Here is a 14,704-nt window from a genome sequence, read left to right as displayed (position 1 = left end):
GGGCGCCTCGTTGACGGCGGGCATGTTCGGCGGGCACCTAGTGATGCGGTGATCGCGGCTGCGTGCCTCGGCGATCCCATCAGCGCGGTCCGTCGTCTCGCCGAGGCCGGTGTGTTGCCCGGTGAGCTCCCGGATGAACAACGGCGCGATCTGTCTGCCCGCCTGTCGCTTAACCCGGATCAGCTCGACAGCAAGGCCGTTCTAGCGAATCCGAGTGCCGTGGCGGTATTTCTTAGTCTCCCCGAGGTGCGCGCCAGCACTGCGGCGCAGACACCGACCGACGCGACGCCAGCCTACGGGCTGTTTCCGCATCAACGCCGTGCCGTGGTCCGCGCCCGAAAGCTGCTGCGACTGGGCCGCACCCGGCTGTTGCTGCACATGCCGACCGGATCCGGCAAGACCCGCACCACGATGAGCATGGTGGCCGACTATCTGCGCGAGAACGAAGGTCGCGTGGTCCTCTGGTTCGCATCTACGCGGGAGCTGCTGGACCAAGCGGCGCGCGAGTTTCACAAGGCGTGGTCTCTGCTGGGCGACCGGCCCGTCCCGATCGTTTCGGCCTGGGGCGGTCAGGACGCCGACCTCACTGACCTTACCGACGGCCTCATCGTGGCGAGTTTGCAGACCGTCCATGCACGTCGCAGCGACCCCGGTTTCATTCCTGCCCTCGGTCGTCGCGTCGGGCTCATCGTGTTCGACGAAGCGCATCAAGCGGTCGCCCGCACCTACCGGTCTGTGGTCGAACAGCTCTCAGCCGCCGGGCAACCGGTCACCCCCATCATCGGGCTCAGTGCGACCCCGGGGCGGACCTTCCTCGGAGGGCGGTCGGACGAGGATCTCGCCGAGTTCTTCGAACACATGAAAGTGGAGCTCGACACCGCCGCTGAGGGCGCGGACAACCCGGTCGCTTACCTGATCCGTCAGGGCTATCTCGCCGAGCCCGAATTCCGGCTCCTCGGAGACCTGCCGGAGGACGATGATCCGGATAGCGGCGACGATGACGAACCGGATGACATCGGCCTCAATCAGGACGACTACATGCAGGAGGTTCTCGGCGCCACCTTGCAGCTAGTCAGTGAGTCACATCGCCGCATCATCGTGTTCGCCGCCTCGGTAGAACTGGCGCACTCGCTGGCAGCGTCGCTGCGAGCGGTCGGTGTCCTCGCGGACGCTGTGGACGGAACGACGGCACCCGAGCTCCGCGACACCGCGATACGGATGTACAAGAGCCCGGCACCCATCCCTCGCGTCTTGGTCAACTACGGCGTGCTGACGACCGGATTCGACGCCCCGCAGACCAGCGCCGTCGTGATCGCGCGCCCGACGCGTTCCCTCGTGCTGTACAGCCAGATGGTCGGCCGGGGCATCCGGGGTCCGAGGGCCGGCGGCAACAGAAAAGCCGTCGTCGTCACCGTGGTCGACCCCGCAGTCCCCGCATTCGGCTCTATCGCCGCCGCCTTCACCCACTGGGAGGACTTGTGGTAACACCCGACACCCACCAGGAAGCTCCGCTTCTTTCCGGTGAACAGACCGTTAAGTCCATCCGGGACACTGGGTACAAGGGCACCGACTACGCCCTCGCTGAACTGATCGACAACTCCTTCCAGTGGGGTCAGGCCCATACAGTCCTGCTAGTCATCGTGCAGCGCATGGTGCAGGGTAAGCGGCGCGCCACCAAACGCGCCGAGGAGATCTGGGTCATCGACGACGGCACCGGCATGACGGATCAGGCCGTCAACCTCGCCCTGTCGTTCGGCGGATCCGGCAAGTACGACGACCGATCGGGCATCGGCCGCTTCGGAATGGGCCTGCCGCAGGCCAGCGTCTCACAGTGCAAGAAGACCGATGTCTGGACCTGGCAAAACTCACAACCGGAGAACGCCTCCCACACCTATCTCGATCTGCTAAAACTCTCACACTCCGGCAAGGGATCCACGCTCACCGTCCCGTGGCCGACACACCCCGGTCAGTCGGGCTACGAAGCCATGCCCGACTGGGTCCTCGACGTCTTCAAGCAGCATGCCACCGCGGACACCTCGATGGGACAGCCGCTCTACGGCGGCACGGCCATTCGATGGTCCACGCTCGACAAGGTCCGCTGGACCACTGCTAGCACCATCCTCAAGCACGCTGAGAACCTGCTCGGGAGGATCTACCGCAACTTCCTGACCGCCAACTCCGAGCCGCGCCACATTAAGATCGCCATTGTCGACGCAGACATGATCGGCGGGCTCATCGAGTTCCACGACGTACGCCCCAACGACCCCCTGTACCTGCTGCCTGCGGACCAGAGCACCCTCGAGTACTGGGAGCAGGCCCGCCCGGACGGCGAGAAGGAGAAGTACGTCCCGGTTACCGACACCGCACCCTTCACTGCCCATCACAACTCTCGGACCTTTGAGATCGCGCGTGCGAACGGCAAAGGCAACTCCCTGGTCCACGCGCGTCTGTCCCTGGCCCGGCCCGAGGCCCGACCGGGAAGAAATCCCGGTAAGGACACTCACCAGGGACGCCATGCCCGAGACAACGCCGGGATCTCGGTCGTACGCGCCGGCCGCGAGCTCGTCCTCGAACAGACCCTAAACGAGGAAGCCACCGACCGGTGGTGGGGTGTCGAGCTTTCCTTCAGCCCCGACCTCGACGAGATCTTCGGGGTGACGAACAACAAGCAGGACGTGCCCAACCTGACGCAGGCACTGCAACTGGCGCGCACCTACGATCTGCCGAAGGAACAAGCCCTGGAGGAGGGCCTTTTCGACGAAGAGCACGAGATCGCCGAGCTGTACGGGATGGCCCACCAGCTGCTGATCCTCGTCCGTTCTCTGCGGCAGGAAGGTCGAGAAGGTCGAGACGCGGCATCGCGAGGTCGCTCCGCCCCACCGAACATCGCGGGTGTCGCCTCCAACATTAAGAAGACACGCTCCACCGTCATCCCGACGCCCGGCGAGAAGAAGTTCGCGGATGATCCGGACCCTGTGAAGGCCGCCGGCGCTATCGAGACGAAACTCAAGGCGGACGATGTCCCCGATCAGACCCGCAGAATAATCATCGAGAACTACAGGCGTGGCGTGACCGTCCAAATCCTGACGCACGCGGAGAAGCACGTCCCAGCGTTCTTCAGGCCCGACGAGGCCATGAACCTAGAGCTGCTGTGCTTGAACAACGCCCACCCCGCATACCAGGCCATCATTGATCCTTTGCGCGCCTCCGGTGAAGACATCGCCGCGATGAGTGAAGAGGAAGCCAAGAGGCTCCTCACCAAAAGTGCCGATGCCATCACCTGGCTCTTGCTGGCCTACGCTCGCTGTGAGAACGAGTACCAGGGACATCCCCTCGCGGGCACGTGGAAGCAGATCCGTGACCAGTGGGGCCAGCGCCTCGCCGAGACGGTGCAAGACTCCGCATTCAAGACTGCCGAACTCTTCGGTGAAAGCGCCGAAGAGGACGGCGAGGGTAATGCATGACGCAGGAACACGTCGACCCTCAGCGCTGCGGCGTAAGGGTCCTCGAACTTGCTGCCACGGCCACCGCCTTGACGATCGTCGCACCGTTTATCACCACGGCCGGCCTTAGCCCCATTCTCTCGGCGCTACCGCAAGACGCTCTGCTCGACGTGTACACCCGGTGGCGACCGGACGAGGTCGCCGCCGGAGCGAGCGACCCGCATATCCTGGATTTGGTGAACACTCGCGGTGGGACGGTCTCGCTGCACCCGATTGTTCACGCCAAGGTCTACCTGGCTGATTGCTCTGCCCTGGTCGGCTCAGCCAACGTCACCGGGAATGGTCTGGGTTGGAGCCGGCCTGGCGCCGTAGAAATCCTTGTCGGGGCGTCAGTCAGCGATCCGGCCCTAACTGCGCTGGTTTCCGTGCTGCGGGCGACGTCGTCGACGGCCACGGAAGCGGACCGCGACGCCGTTCTAGCAGCTGCCGCTGCGCTCCCTCCGGCACGCCTGCAGGCCGCTAAGGAGCCGATCGACTACACGGATTGGCTGCCCTCTTATCGCATGCCCGAGGTTCTCTGGCTTGTCTACACCGGGCAGCGCGAGCAGGAGCTCACAGACTTTGTGCAGCCCGAGCTGCAAGCGTTGGGTGTGCCCCACGGCATCGAAAACGAGGTGACTTTCAACGCCTACGTCGGAGCTATCTTGCGGCAGGGCTTTACCGGTCGCATCGCGCAGGAGTGCAGTAACCTGACCACCATCAAGGCAGTGAAACGGCTGGTCGAACTATGCGCAGCCAGGGGGATCCTCGTCGAGGACCCAGGCCTGCTGTGGGAGGTCCTGGCGGCTTGGATAGCGCGGTTCCTGCCTGGCTTCCAGCGGGTTCCGGGCGGAACGCGGCTGATTCGTTGAATCATCGCCACAAGCCTATCGGCCTGCCCGTATCCGGGTCGAGGACTCGTAGCGGCTGAGGAAACTCGGGATTCATGGAGGGCCGCGACGGTTGCTGCGGTATGACCGCGCATCGGCCGAGAGCTGAGCGCAGCAACTCGGCCGCCACGGTCATCCCGGACGCCTCCGCGGCGGCAAGCAGGGTTCGCGCAGCCTTGGTCGCTTCCGCCTCTATGGCTCCACCTGCCCTGCCCAGGCCACCGGGGGCAAGGCCTTGCAACCTGTCCAGGCTGCCGTGCAAGCGGTCCAACTCGCGGGCTAGGCAGGCATCAAATTCCGTTGATGAAGACTCTCCGTCGCATCTCGGTTCTTGCGCGACGGCGAGTAGACGAGCTACAGGATCCGGCAAGTAATTCCGACGGGCGTGCTCAACAATCTCGGCACGCCGCTCCTCGAAACGCCTGCTAGCCACGCCACCCCTCTATCCTGGTCCGCGTCGCCGCCGGTCGTGGTTCCACGCGTCGAGACGGGAGGCCGGTCGGACGCTGTCGTGGAACAAGAGCCGGAGTGACGTCCATCAGCGTAGCGGAAACTGCACGAAGCATGAGTGCACCGAACGGCCGGTCAGCGGCCCCTCGGAACCTCGGCAAGCGACTGCAGCGTTCGTCGTGCTGATGGCCGTTTGAGCGGTACGGCGACGCACTTGCCGACACCAGCTGGACATCACTCAGGCAGCACGATGCAGGCAGAGGGCAGCTCGAGTGCGGACCCTCCATCTCGGACGAGTGTTCGGTCCTGCCGGTTGACGTGGAGTTGGCTCGGTAGAGTCGTGAGCATGCGTCGCAGCGGCAGGAGCGAGTTCGAGGGCATCGTGGCCTCGCTCCGCGAGTTCCTCACCGCACAGCCGCAACCGGCGCCGACGCAGGGTGATGGCGAGGCATATCTCCGTCAGTCCAGGAGCGGAGACATCCCCCGTCCACCAGTAATCTCTCTGCCCACCGGATCCGGCAAGAGCATGACCTTGGCACTCATAGCTCAGGCGATGAGCCTGACCAAGGGGTTCTCAGTATCGGCTCGGGCGCTGAGCCGCGCCGGAGCGCATACCGAGATGCTGCGGCACTACGCCGCCGCGCAGCAAGCCACCCGCTCTGGTCGTCTGTACGTGGCCATTCGGCCAGCTCTGCCGCTGGCGGATGGGGCACTGGTCGCTGAACACGGGCGTGTCGGCAGCTGGGGTCCGGCCGGGTGTGCTATCGGGTATCTGTCGCCGGTGACCGCCACCGTCAGCATCGAGATTGGTGCTGCGCGGGTAGGCGATCGCATCGAGATAGCAGTCGACCGGCCGCAGGAGTTCCATCAGGCGGCGCTGTGGGATGCGGCCCAGGCCGTAGTCATCGAGCTCGGCCGGGTCTTGTACGGGCTGGCCATGAAGGCTCGCTCTCGTTGCGGTCTGCCCGCGGCGCCTTCGCCAACTCGGCCGCCCGGGGAGATCATGCGGTCTCGTCCCAGGGTGCCGCGCGGGCCAACCGCTGACCATGTGCACAGGGAGCTTTTTCCTACCGGCCGGTTGCTGGGCATGGCGTAGCCGACATGCTCCTCGCCCGCCGGTTGTTCCTGCGGACAGGGAGTCTTGTTGTCGGACCGGAGTGTGTGGTTGGCGATCTTCATGATCGTCGGAGTGTTGGCGGGCACGGCCGCCGGCGTGCTGTGGTGGTTGGCTGGGAACAAGCCGTCGGCCGCCATCGTCGCAGGTGGCGGCTGCTTCATTACCGTGGTCACGTTCCTGGTGATGGTTGCCGGGTTCCTTGTCGGCTGACGGTCGACGGACAGGTTCTCGGTGGTGCTGGCTGGACTTCGCTGGCACCACCGGGACCGTCGGGTACGACAGGGACTCTCGTCGCCACAGCGATAGGTGTGCTGCCTGCGGCCATGAGATCCGAAAGCTCCGAGAGAGGGTCACGCCTCGGCTGTCGCCTGCTGCCTATGCCCGCAGGTCGGGCAGACAATGTCGAGTACTCGTCGGCGTACGCTCCGGTGGCGTGCGGCTTGACCGGCGAGGGCAACTGCCAGCAGCGCCGAGCCCGCGAGAAGGATCGCCCCGGTCGTGGCGGCGAAGGCTGTTGGGCTGGGTCCGCCTCCGTGGCTGCCCCGGATCCCTTGGCTCAGCTGGTCGGCGCCGAGCAGGGCTGCCGGGGTGGCGAGGAGAAGAGCCGCCCAGAGCCCGGCGTCGTCGGCCCGTAGGGCGCGCCCGAGGCCGATGAGCAGGACCAGCGCGAACATTAGCCCACCGGCCATGGCCAACAGCTCAGGAGTCGAGCTGTACGAGGTGAACATGTTTCCGCCCTTCTCGGCGGCGCTGAATGCCACGGATACGGCTGCTACACAGCCGGCCGTGAGTAGCGGCAGGCTACGTGCTACCCACCGGGGGTGGGAGGGCAGCGCGAGGGTACCGACGCCAAGCGCGACGGCGGGAAGTAGCACGAACAGCGGCGGCCGGGGTTGTCCGATGAGAGTAGCCACGAGTGGCACGGCGACAGTCAGCAGGAGACCACCGGCCGCGGCGGCGCGGGTCCAGGCCCCAGGTAGCGCCGTGGCGGTGAGGCCGACGACCAGCCAGCCCAGCCAGATGAGAGCGCCGAGGGTCTGGAACGGACCAACCGGGTCCAGCCTGGCGAAGCGGGGGTCTTCGAACTCGACCTGCAGGAGCAGGAAGGTCGCGACCGCGACGAGGGTGTTCAGCGCGACGGTCGCGGCCAGCGGGAAGGCCGCGGCCAGCCTGAGGGCGCCGTACCCGCGCAGTCGCTCCCGGAGCCCGGCACCGAGGAGGTCGAGGGCGTCGTGCGGGGAGGGCCAGCGCCGCCCCGGTCCGACTGTGTCAAGGTACGTCCCGACGATCTCCTCGCCCCGCTCGGCCCGGTAGTCGCCAGGGTAGGCCCGCAGCAGCCGTCGGTAGCGGGACGCCAACGGTGACCCGGCCCTAGGTTCCGGTGCTGGGTTGGGCTGGTTCATGCCAGGCCTCCGGTCGGTCGAAGAGTGGGGTGGGCGGTCGGTCCGGGCAAAGTGAGGCGCCCGCGTGACGCGGGGTCGACGGCGAGGATTCCCGCGGGCCGGGCACGGAGCCGTTGGGTGGCGGCCTCGACGTTGCGGCGCAACCGCTCGGTCTCGGCGACGAGCACAGACCTGCCTGCTTCGGTGAGCCGGTAGTAACGGCGAAGCCGTCCCTCCACGACCTCCTCGCGGTCTCGCTCGACTAGACCCTCGTCGGTGAGGCGGTCGAGCGCGCCGTAGAGGGTGCCGGGCCGCAGCGCCAACCGCCCACCGGAGAGCGCAGCGACGTCGCTGATGACGCCGTAACCGTGCATGGACTCCCGCGCGAGCGCGGTCAGGATGAGAAAGGTCGGTTCCCGTAACGGCGTAGGTGTGGCCATAGCCTCAATATACCGGCGATGAAGGTATAACGGCGAGGAAGCGGTGAAGTAGTTCGACAGGAAGTGAGGTTGCTGGGTCGGCCACCGGCAGGGGCGGACAGCGCATGGCAGACCCTTCGTCACTCAGACCGTGGGGTGCGCTCCGGTGGCCAGCGGGGAAGGCGCTTGCACGGCGACGCATGTAGTGAACGGTCCGGCCGGTCGGTACATCCACGCACAGCAGGTCGCCCCCGCAGCGAAGTTTCGCGGGGACAGCGCGTACTCCTACGCGGCGGCGGCCGGCATGGATCGCAAGGTTGCCTCTCGCGGCGGTTGGCCAGCCCCCAGTCGCGAGGGTGCTTGTGCGGTAGCGAACCAGCCGTGAAATGCCCCGGGTGGGCGCGTAGCCGCAACGGTGCGTCCCTGCGCGTGCGGGGTAGCAGTTGGGCGTGCGCGCCGGGCGAGGTTCATGGCGTGCCGGGCGGTGCGGGCGGCAGGACACATGCCGCGGTGCTTGCTGCACTGCAGGTTGCGGCAGTTGCCGTTCTGGTCGGGTTGGTGGGCGGCGGTGACGTCGAGGTGAGCCGCCACAGGAGCGGGTCGGTCACGTCGTCGGGTAGCGCGGCGAGCAGGCTGAGGCGTTCACGGGACACTGCGGGTTTCCTTCTGTCGGTCGTGTTCGCCGTCCGCCGGGACGGTGGCGGGCGGCAGACACGATCGACGCTCACCTTCGCCTGAAGGTCAAGTCGTTCGTCCGCTCGTGGCCTTGAGGTGCGAGGAGCAGGCGCAGTGTGATGCGCTGAGGCTGTCGGCCACCGGTTGGCGGCGGTGGGTCTATTCGGCGGCGGGCGTGCCCCGAGCGGCCTGAGGAAACGGACCAGGAGCAATCCTGACACCGCGGCTCAGGCCGACTCAACGCTTCCGATCGAGGCGCAGTCCGCTCTGGTCGCCCCGGTGCGCGCCCGCACGGCGGGTGACGGTTACGGGCCCTGCGGGAGCTGGTGGGTGGGGGGTGGGGGGTGGGGTTCAGCGGCGTGTGCGGCCCGCAGGCCGCCGCACACGCCACGTGTCCCACTCCCCATCTTAGGCGGCCCGCTCGTCCGGGGTGGGCTGGTCGTGGGTGGGGTATTGGTCGTCGTGGTGGGTGTCGGTGTAGGGCAGGTCGATGAGGCGGTGACGGCCGGTACGGCCGGGGAGTTGCCAGATCTGGTGGGCGGGGCTGGCGGCGAGGGCGGTGCGTAGTTCGGCGGTGGTGGTGGCGATGGCCGCCTTTGGGTCGGTGCCGGCGATCCGGTGGTGCAGGTTCGCCTCGCGTCGTGCGGAGGGTAGGTGCAACAGCACCGGCCACGCCCAGGTGCTCAGGAGGTAGAGCCGCTCGTATTTGATGATTTTGTCGATGAGGACCTGCAGGTTCTCACCGCTGGTGTCGTACTCGAGGAAGAACGGCACGGATCTTCCGTCCTCGGTCCATATTCCGGCGCCGTCCGGGCGGGGGAAGCCGGTCGCTCCGGCGAGGATGAGGTGCGGGTTGGCGCCTTTGCGGTAGAGGGTGCCGGGTTCGTGGTAGGCCGATGCGGGTTGCCAGCGAACGAGGTCGGTGTCGGGGTGGGTGCGGGCGTGGGCGGCGAGGTCGATGAAGACCTGGTTGCCGCCGAGCAGGTGCGGCAGGTCCGGTCGGTTGGTGAGGGAGTGTTTGCGGCGGCGGGCTTGGTCGCGGCGGCCTCGTGGGAGTCCGCGTTGGGCGTGGACGTGGTCGTAGCCGAGTTGGTCCAGGACGTAGTGGTAGGGGTGCGAGCCTCCGTCGGCTTTGTTGGGTCGGAACCGGTCGACCGCTCGCAGGGCGGTGAGGCGGCGTAGGCGGCGTTGGGTGAAGTCCAGGGATGGGAACAGGGCGGCGGCGATCTGGTCGGTGGTGAGCACGCCGTGGTCGTAGAGCCAGCCCAGGAGCCGGTCGTCGCGGGCGGTGATGCTGGCCTGCAGGCGCAGCAGCGGGTCCGCGGCGGGTAGGTGTTTAGCCATGGGCACAAGCCCTGGGGGAGAGACCCGAGACTGGAGGGTCTGTCTGGAGCGGTCCCCGACTGCTGACAGCGGGGCTGACCTGGGCTGTGAGTGACTGTGGGGGGTCGGGTTGAGGGTCAGGATCAAGACGGACGGTAGAACGGAGATCGGCACTGACCGCTGAAGCGCCGGGCACAACGGGTTCGGCGTGACAGTGCGGTGAGGGTGGGTGTGAGTCGGGCCGGTGACGCTGGTGAGGTTCGCGGTGCGGGGTGATCATCGTTGTTGCTCCAAGGTCAGAGGTGCGAGGGGGTGTGGGGTTGGTGCGCCCCGCGGCCGCAGCGGGCGGGCGCAACCGGAGGTCCGCAGGGCTGTGCGGAAGCCTGGTTGGACATGCCAACCTGCCTGGTCTCGCTCGTGTGGCGAACTTCCGGTGACACGGGCAGTCAGTCGCCTGAAGGTCGAAGTTGGTCACAGCGGCTGCGACCTGCGGTGTGAGAGCCGTCGGCGTTGCCGTTCGGATTCGAAGCGAACGGCAGCCTCCGGTAGTCCTCCTGACAGCGACCGTGTAAGCGCTTCGTTGGCCGCCCCGGTCTGCTCCTCGACCGGCCCGGGTGGGCCGGTCGAGGAGCAGCGGTCGGTTGGTCAGGGGCGCGGCGGGTAGTGGTACTCGCCGTTGGCGATGGATTCTTCGTAGGGGCGCTCGGGGTCGTAGATGGGGTGTGGGGCTCGGGGCCGTACCTCCTTGAAGGTCACGGTGTCGGGCGGCCACTGCTCGGGGGTGTGGGGAAGGTCGGTCAGGGCGAGGCGGTGTGTATCGCCGATCGGCTGCCAGACCGGGTCGGCCGGGTGGCCGTGCTCGGGGTTGCTGGTGACGACGGTGAGGTGCCGCGTGTTGCGGCGCTCGAGGTAGCGGCGTAGTTCCTGCTCGCGCTGCGGGTCGGCGGCGTGGACCAGCAGGGTCGCCAGGCCGGTTTGTTCGGCCAGCCGCCGGTAGGCGTGGACGTGGTCGGCGAGGTCGGCGGGACGGATCTCGCCGGGGTCGGGCTGGTACCAGAACGCGTGGCGGTCGCGGTCGTGGATGTACTCGCCGTGCCAGGCGGCATGTCGCGCCGCGGTGACATATCGGCAGGTGCGCGGTGACCACCAGGTGCGTAGGTCACTCCCGGGCTTGGTGAGCGCGTGGGTGGCCAGGTCGACGAAGAAGTCGTTGGCCCGCAGCAGGCCGGGCAGGCCCGTGTGTTCGCGGAGCCGGTCGCGGGCCCGGTACGCCTGCGCCGGGGTGACATCGCGGTCTTCGCTGAGTGGGGTGAGTTGGGCGCCGATCGGGCCGAGGCACCACCAGGTGTCGGTGGTGACCGCAACGCTGGTGTTCCAGAGGCGGTCGATCCAGCCGCGGCGGGCGAGGATCGCCAGACGTCGGGTGGCCGACGCCGTGGTGGTGGCGAAGCCGAGTGCGGTGAGCTGCCCGGTGGTCAGGACGCGGTGCTCGGCGAGCATCTCGACGGCCCACCAGTCGGGCCGGCGCATGCGGCCGCTCTCGGCCAAGAGCAGCTCCGCAGGAATCGATCGGGTGGACGGGACAGTGAACTGGGGATGGTAGGTGGTCGACATGACCGGTACCTCCAAGGTGGTGCCATCCCGGGGTTGGGGGTGGCAGGGGTGGATGAATGCCTGTGCGACCGCGTCGGTGCGGCACACCTCGGGCGGATCACGCCACCGCGGTCGTGCGTCGCAGCGGGTGACAGGGCGTTGCCAGATCGCCGGTCCCGTGCCCGGACGGCAGCCCGGGCACGGCACCGACCGGTCCGCGCGGCCGGATCGCCGGCTGGTACCTGCGGTAGGGCGAGGATCCGAGTGCGGCTTCTGGTGCCGTCATTAAGGAACCGCCGTTTGTGTGCTCTGGCGAACGCCTGCCTCACTCACAACCACTCACAGCCACTCACAGCGGGCGGTTTTCCAGCCGAGGTGATCTTGTCCGTTGCGGGCGACGTTGAAATTCTTGCCATCGAATCTGGCTCGGATCGAGTTTCTGCCATCGAAGATGACCCACCCCTGTTCACGGGGCGGACGTGGTTCGGCTTCGCTCTCAACGGACAGATCCGGCCCAGGCTCAGGTGAACCCCGCAAGGAAATAACGTCGTCACGAGGGGGTTCTCCGAGAGCGGACCTACGCGACTGCCGTCGACGTGGCGGTGGTGGTGGGGACGCGATTGCGGCTGGCGGCGCGCAGACTGGCCCGGCGTTGGGCTCGCGCCGCCAACGCCTCGGCGGCCTGCGGGGACGCCGCGCCGGTCAGCATGCCGCTGGCGAGGGCTTCGGCGAGTCGGGTGTCAATGCGACCCAACCGCATGCGCAGGGCGTCGGTGCTGATGCCCATCCGGGCCGCGATCGGATCCATGGCCCGCCGTCCCAGTCGCACGTCGATGTAGGGCTGCTCGTCGTCGGCGTCGAGGATCCCCAGGCGCACCGCGCGGCGTACCAGCACGTCGGGATGCCCGTAGGGCACCTGCGGGGTCCGCGGTCCCGTGACGCGCTCCACGTCCTCGACCGTAGTGAACTCGCCGGCCTGCTGACGCAGCGCGTGCCCGGCGCGCCACCCGGCCCGGCACAACGACGCGTACGGCGCCCGGCGGGCCACGTCCACGTGGTCACGCAGCGCCGCCAGGAAACCCGCGAGGATCTCCGCGCCGATGTCGTCGGGGTCACCGCGGTAGCCGTCGGACAACCGTCTCGCGTAGCGGCGCAGCGCCGGCATCGCCATGCCGACCGCAGCGATGACCCACTGCGGCCCGTCCAGGCGGGAACGACGGATCAACTCCCGCCACACCACGTCGCGGGCCGTGTAAGCGCGCGGGTTCGCCAGCAGCCAGTCCCGCAGCGCCGGCAGCGCCACGACACCCCTTGGCAGGCCATCATCCGGACCGAACATCTCGAGGTCGAGGGACAGGGGCGCCGGGTCGCTGGTCAGCGCCGCGAACGCCACGTCGACGGCGTCCAGGGGCGCGGCGGGCCAGATCGTGTCGGACACACTCATGATCAGTACTCCTCGGTCAGAGACCATCGAGGGCCGCCGCCGTCTTTTCGGCGACGCTGGGATGCCGATTACGCCATGACCCACTCACAACCGCTCACAGCGCAGGTCAGGACCGCTTTCTGCCCCCAGCGGACCGCCGTAGCGCCCCACCCGAACTCCGGGTGTCAGTCCGGCACCTGGCGGGCGACGCGGACGGGCCGCGGTACGGCTGAGCAGGGCTGTGAGCCACCGAGGCGCACCGTGGGCGGCACCCGGACGGCTCAGCGAAGAGGTCACGATCGTCGAGCCGCGCCCACCGCTCACAGTCACTCACAGCGGCTCACAGCCGCTCACAGCGACTCACAGCGGCGTGGCATCCGCTGCCGGCACGCCCGGTAGGCCAGCGGACGACGCCGGCGTGGCGCGAACCCCAACCAAATGCCGCGTCCTCGTCCCTGGGCGTCATGCCCGGCGCCTCACCCATGTCGACCGCCGAGGTGTGCGCACCAGTGGGAGAACCCTCGGTCCCGGCTGCCTCGCCGGAAAGCGGGCGATCCGGTGTCAACGAGGGCGGTCGATTGACAGGTTGTCCGTGCGGGCGTTGGCGATCGCGTCCGAGAGGGCAGGAACGTCGGCATGGGCGCTGTGTCACGTTGTCCGGACACGCGTTCACGAGCGGTCACACGACGTCGAGAAGTGTCGATGGGTATCGTGCGCGCGGCCATGGCCTCAAGGTGGGCACAGCATGTCCTCCGTGCCTGGACCGGTGTCCGTGACGTCGCGCATGTCATCGATGCTCGTCGTTGACAACTTGTCCGGCGGGTCGCTGATCAGGCCCGGGACAACTCTTCCTCGCGTGTCACCGGCCGGGAGTGACGCTGGCGCAGGTTGGCGGAGGTCCGTCCCGTGGCGGCGATGACCAGCCGGCATGACATCACCGCGCCGCGTGGGCGGGTGTGTCAACCGCTCGCCAGCGGTGTCCGCGCTCGTCGGTGACGGACATTTTCGCGGACAACTTGTCATCGACCCGCATGAGTGCCTGGCCGGTCGTGCCACTTCGCCGTGTGACACGTTGGCACCGTGGCGGAGTCGTCGGCGGACAGGCTGTCGGAGCATTCGTCAACCGCCACGCCGCCCACCATGTCATCGACTTCTGCCACTGTCCGGGTGGTTGGCGCCGGGGCGGCGGCGCATCGGCGTTGGTATCGGCGCCGGCCCTCGTGTGAGCGCACGGACGGGCGGCCTGTGAGCCCCTGTGAGCGGCGGTGAGTCAGGCAGGCGTTCGCCAGAGCACACAGGCGCGGTTTTACAGGTGTCAGCGCCCTGACCGGCGCGGCGCGGAGCCGGCATCGAGATGAGCGAGCACCGACGTAAGTACCGCTTGAGTCGTCCCGGCCGGCCGTGCTGGATGTCTCCGAGCCAGGTCGAGCGCCTGTCGGAGCTGCTCCTGCGGTCCGGCCGTGAGGGCCGAGTCCGCATTCGGGCATCCGGCCTCACCGCCGCGCGCCCCCGTGCCTGACGCCGTACGCCCGTACCCACCGTTGAGGAGATGACCATGAGATCGTCCAGACGCATTCGAACCCTGCCACCTCAGTCCGGGGAAGGACCGGCCGGCGGTGAGCGGGAGCCGACGTGGACGGCCGAGCGGATACGCGCCCTGGGCGCCAGCACCGACCTGGCCACCGCCGCGGCAGTGCTCGGCATGTCCCGCTCCGCCGCCTACAAGCTGATCCGCCGCGACGCGTTCCCCGTGCCGCACTTCCGCGTCGGTGCCCACTACCGGATACCGACGGCGCCGCTACTCGCCGCCCTGCACCTGCACGACCCGGGGACCACTCTGGAGCAAGCCGCCGGTGCCGCGAGCGTTCCACCGTAGGTGCCTTCCGCGCCGGCGTGGACGCCTCCCGTTCAACCCTTACGCCCCGCTGACACGCGCGGCTCTGTTCCCAT

At 68.0% G+C, this 14,704-nt stretch carries 11 protein-coding genes; 6 read left to right on the top strand and 5 right to left on the bottom strand.

Annotation, left to right across the window (positions count from 1 at the left end; translation table 11 throughout):
• The first annotated feature begins 48 nt into the window (after positions 1–48).
• The 5 genes from AB0877_RS00855 (at position 49) to AB0877_RS00835 (ending at position 6,149) form a co-directional block, all read left to right on the top strand.
• Positions 49–1,485, top strand: coding sequence for a DEAD/DEAH box helicase family protein (locus AB0877_RS00855; protein ID WP_366605447.1), 1,437 nt, complete (start codon positions 49–51; stop codon positions 1,483–1,485).
• The gene (locus AB0877_RS00850) at positions 1,479–3,464 is read left to right on the top strand and encodes an ATP-binding protein (protein ID WP_366605445.1); all 1,986 of its coding nucleotides are present in this window, start codon (positions 1,479–1,481) and stop codon (positions 3,462–3,464) included. The genes AB0877_RS00855 and AB0877_RS00850 overlap by 7 nt, the downstream gene beginning before the upstream one ends.
• A complete protein-coding gene (locus AB0877_RS00845; RefSeq protein WP_366605443.1) occupies positions 3,461–4,354 on the top strand; it encodes a hypothetical protein in 894 nt (297 codons plus the stop codon). Before AB0877_RS00850 ends, AB0877_RS00845 begins: the two co-directional genes overlap by 4 nt.
• A gap of 814 nt (positions 4,355–5,168) precedes the next feature.
• Positions 5,169–5,918 (top strand): hypothetical protein, encoded by a 750-nt coding sequence (locus AB0877_RS00840; RefSeq protein ID WP_366605441.1) that lies wholly within the window; start codon positions 5,169–5,171, stop codon positions 5,916–5,918.
• A gap of 69 nt (positions 5,919–5,987) precedes the next feature.
• Positions 5,988–6,149, top strand: a complete 162-nt coding sequence (locus AB0877_RS00835) for a hypothetical protein (protein ID WP_366605439.1) — start codon at positions 5,988–5,990, stop codon at positions 6,147–6,149.
• Positions 6,150–6,289: 140 nt separating this feature from the next.
• Here AB0877_RS00835 and AB0877_RS00830 read toward each other — a convergent pair whose 3' ends face one another.
• The 5 genes from AB0877_RS00830 to AB0877_RS00810 form a co-directional block, all read right to left on the bottom strand.
• Positions 6,290–7,342, bottom strand: a complete 1,053-nt coding sequence (locus tag AB0877_RS00830) for a GlsB/YeaQ/YmgE family stress response membrane protein (protein WP_366605438.1) — start codon at positions 7,340–7,342, stop codon at positions 6,290–6,292.
• Positions 7,339–7,761, bottom strand: a complete 423-nt coding sequence (locus tag AB0877_RS00825) for a PadR family transcriptional regulator (RefSeq protein ID WP_366605436.1) — start codon at positions 7,759–7,761, stop codon at positions 7,339–7,341. The genes AB0877_RS00830 and AB0877_RS00825 overlap by 4 nt, the downstream gene beginning before the upstream one ends.
• A 1,062-nt stretch (positions 7,762–8,823) precedes the next feature.
• Positions 8,824–9,759, bottom strand: coding sequence for a replication-relaxation family protein (locus AB0877_RS00820; protein ID WP_366605434.1), 936 nt, complete (start codon positions 9,757–9,759; stop codon positions 8,824–8,826).
• Positions 9,760–10,383: 624 nt separating this feature from the next.
• Positions 10,384–11,352 carry a replication-relaxation family protein gene (locus AB0877_RS00815; RefSeq protein ID WP_366605432.1) on the bottom strand — a complete coding sequence of 323 codons (969 nt, stop codon included), beginning with the start codon at positions 11,350–11,352 and terminating at the stop codon, positions 10,384–10,386.
• A gap of 556 nt (positions 11,353–11,908) precedes the next feature.
• Positions 11,909–12,775, bottom strand: coding sequence for a hypothetical protein (locus AB0877_RS00810; RefSeq protein ID WP_366605430.1), 867 nt, complete (start codon positions 12,773–12,775; stop codon positions 11,909–11,911).
• A 1,534-nt stretch (positions 12,776–14,309) separates the two neighbouring features.
• Between AB0877_RS00810 and AB0877_RS00805 the strand changes: the two genes are divergently transcribed.
• Positions 14,310–14,630, top strand: a complete 321-nt coding sequence (locus tag AB0877_RS00805; RefSeq protein ID WP_366605428.1) for a helix-turn-helix domain-containing protein — start codon at positions 14,310–14,312, stop codon at positions 14,628–14,630.
• Positions 14,631–14,704: the final 74 nt, after the last annotated feature.

The sequence above is a fragment of the Micromonospora sp. NPDC047644 genome, from assembly GCF_040704315.1.
GTDB lineage: Bacteria > Actinomycetota > Actinomycetes > Mycobacteriales > Micromonosporaceae > Micromonospora.
This window is presented reverse-complemented; position numbering and strand designations above follow the sequence as displayed.

Coding starts and splice junctions, on each gene's coding strand:
- AB0877_RS00845 (WP_366605443.1), top strand. CDS start 3,461: ATGACGCAGGAACACGTCGACCCTCAGCGCTGCGGCGTAAGGGTCCTC.
- AB0877_RS00840 (WP_366605441.1), top strand. CDS start 5,169: ATGCGTCGCAGCGGCAGGAGCGAGTTCGAGGGCATCGTGGCCTCGCTC.
- AB0877_RS00830 (WP_366605438.1), bottom strand. CDS start 7,342: ATGAACCAGCCCAACCCAGCACCGGAACCTAGGGCCGGGTCACCGTTG.
- AB0877_RS00825 (WP_366605436.1), bottom strand. CDS start 7,761: ATGGCCACACCTACGCCGTTACGGGAACCGACCTTTCTCATCCTGACC.
- AB0877_RS00820 (WP_366605434.1), bottom strand. CDS start 9,759: ATGGCTAAACACCTACCCGCCGCGGACCCGCTGCTGCGCCTGCAGGCC.
- AB0877_RS00815 (WP_366605432.1), bottom strand. CDS start 11,352: ATGTCGACCACCTACCATCCCCAGTTCACTGTCCCGTCCACCCGATCG.
- AB0877_RS00810 (WP_366605430.1), bottom strand. CDS start 12,775: ATGAGTGTGTCCGACACGATCTGGCCCGCCGCGCCCCTGGACGCCGTC.
- AB0877_RS00805 (WP_366605428.1), top strand. CDS start 14,310: ATGAGATCGTCCAGACGCATTCGAACCCTGCCACCTCAGTCCGGGGAA.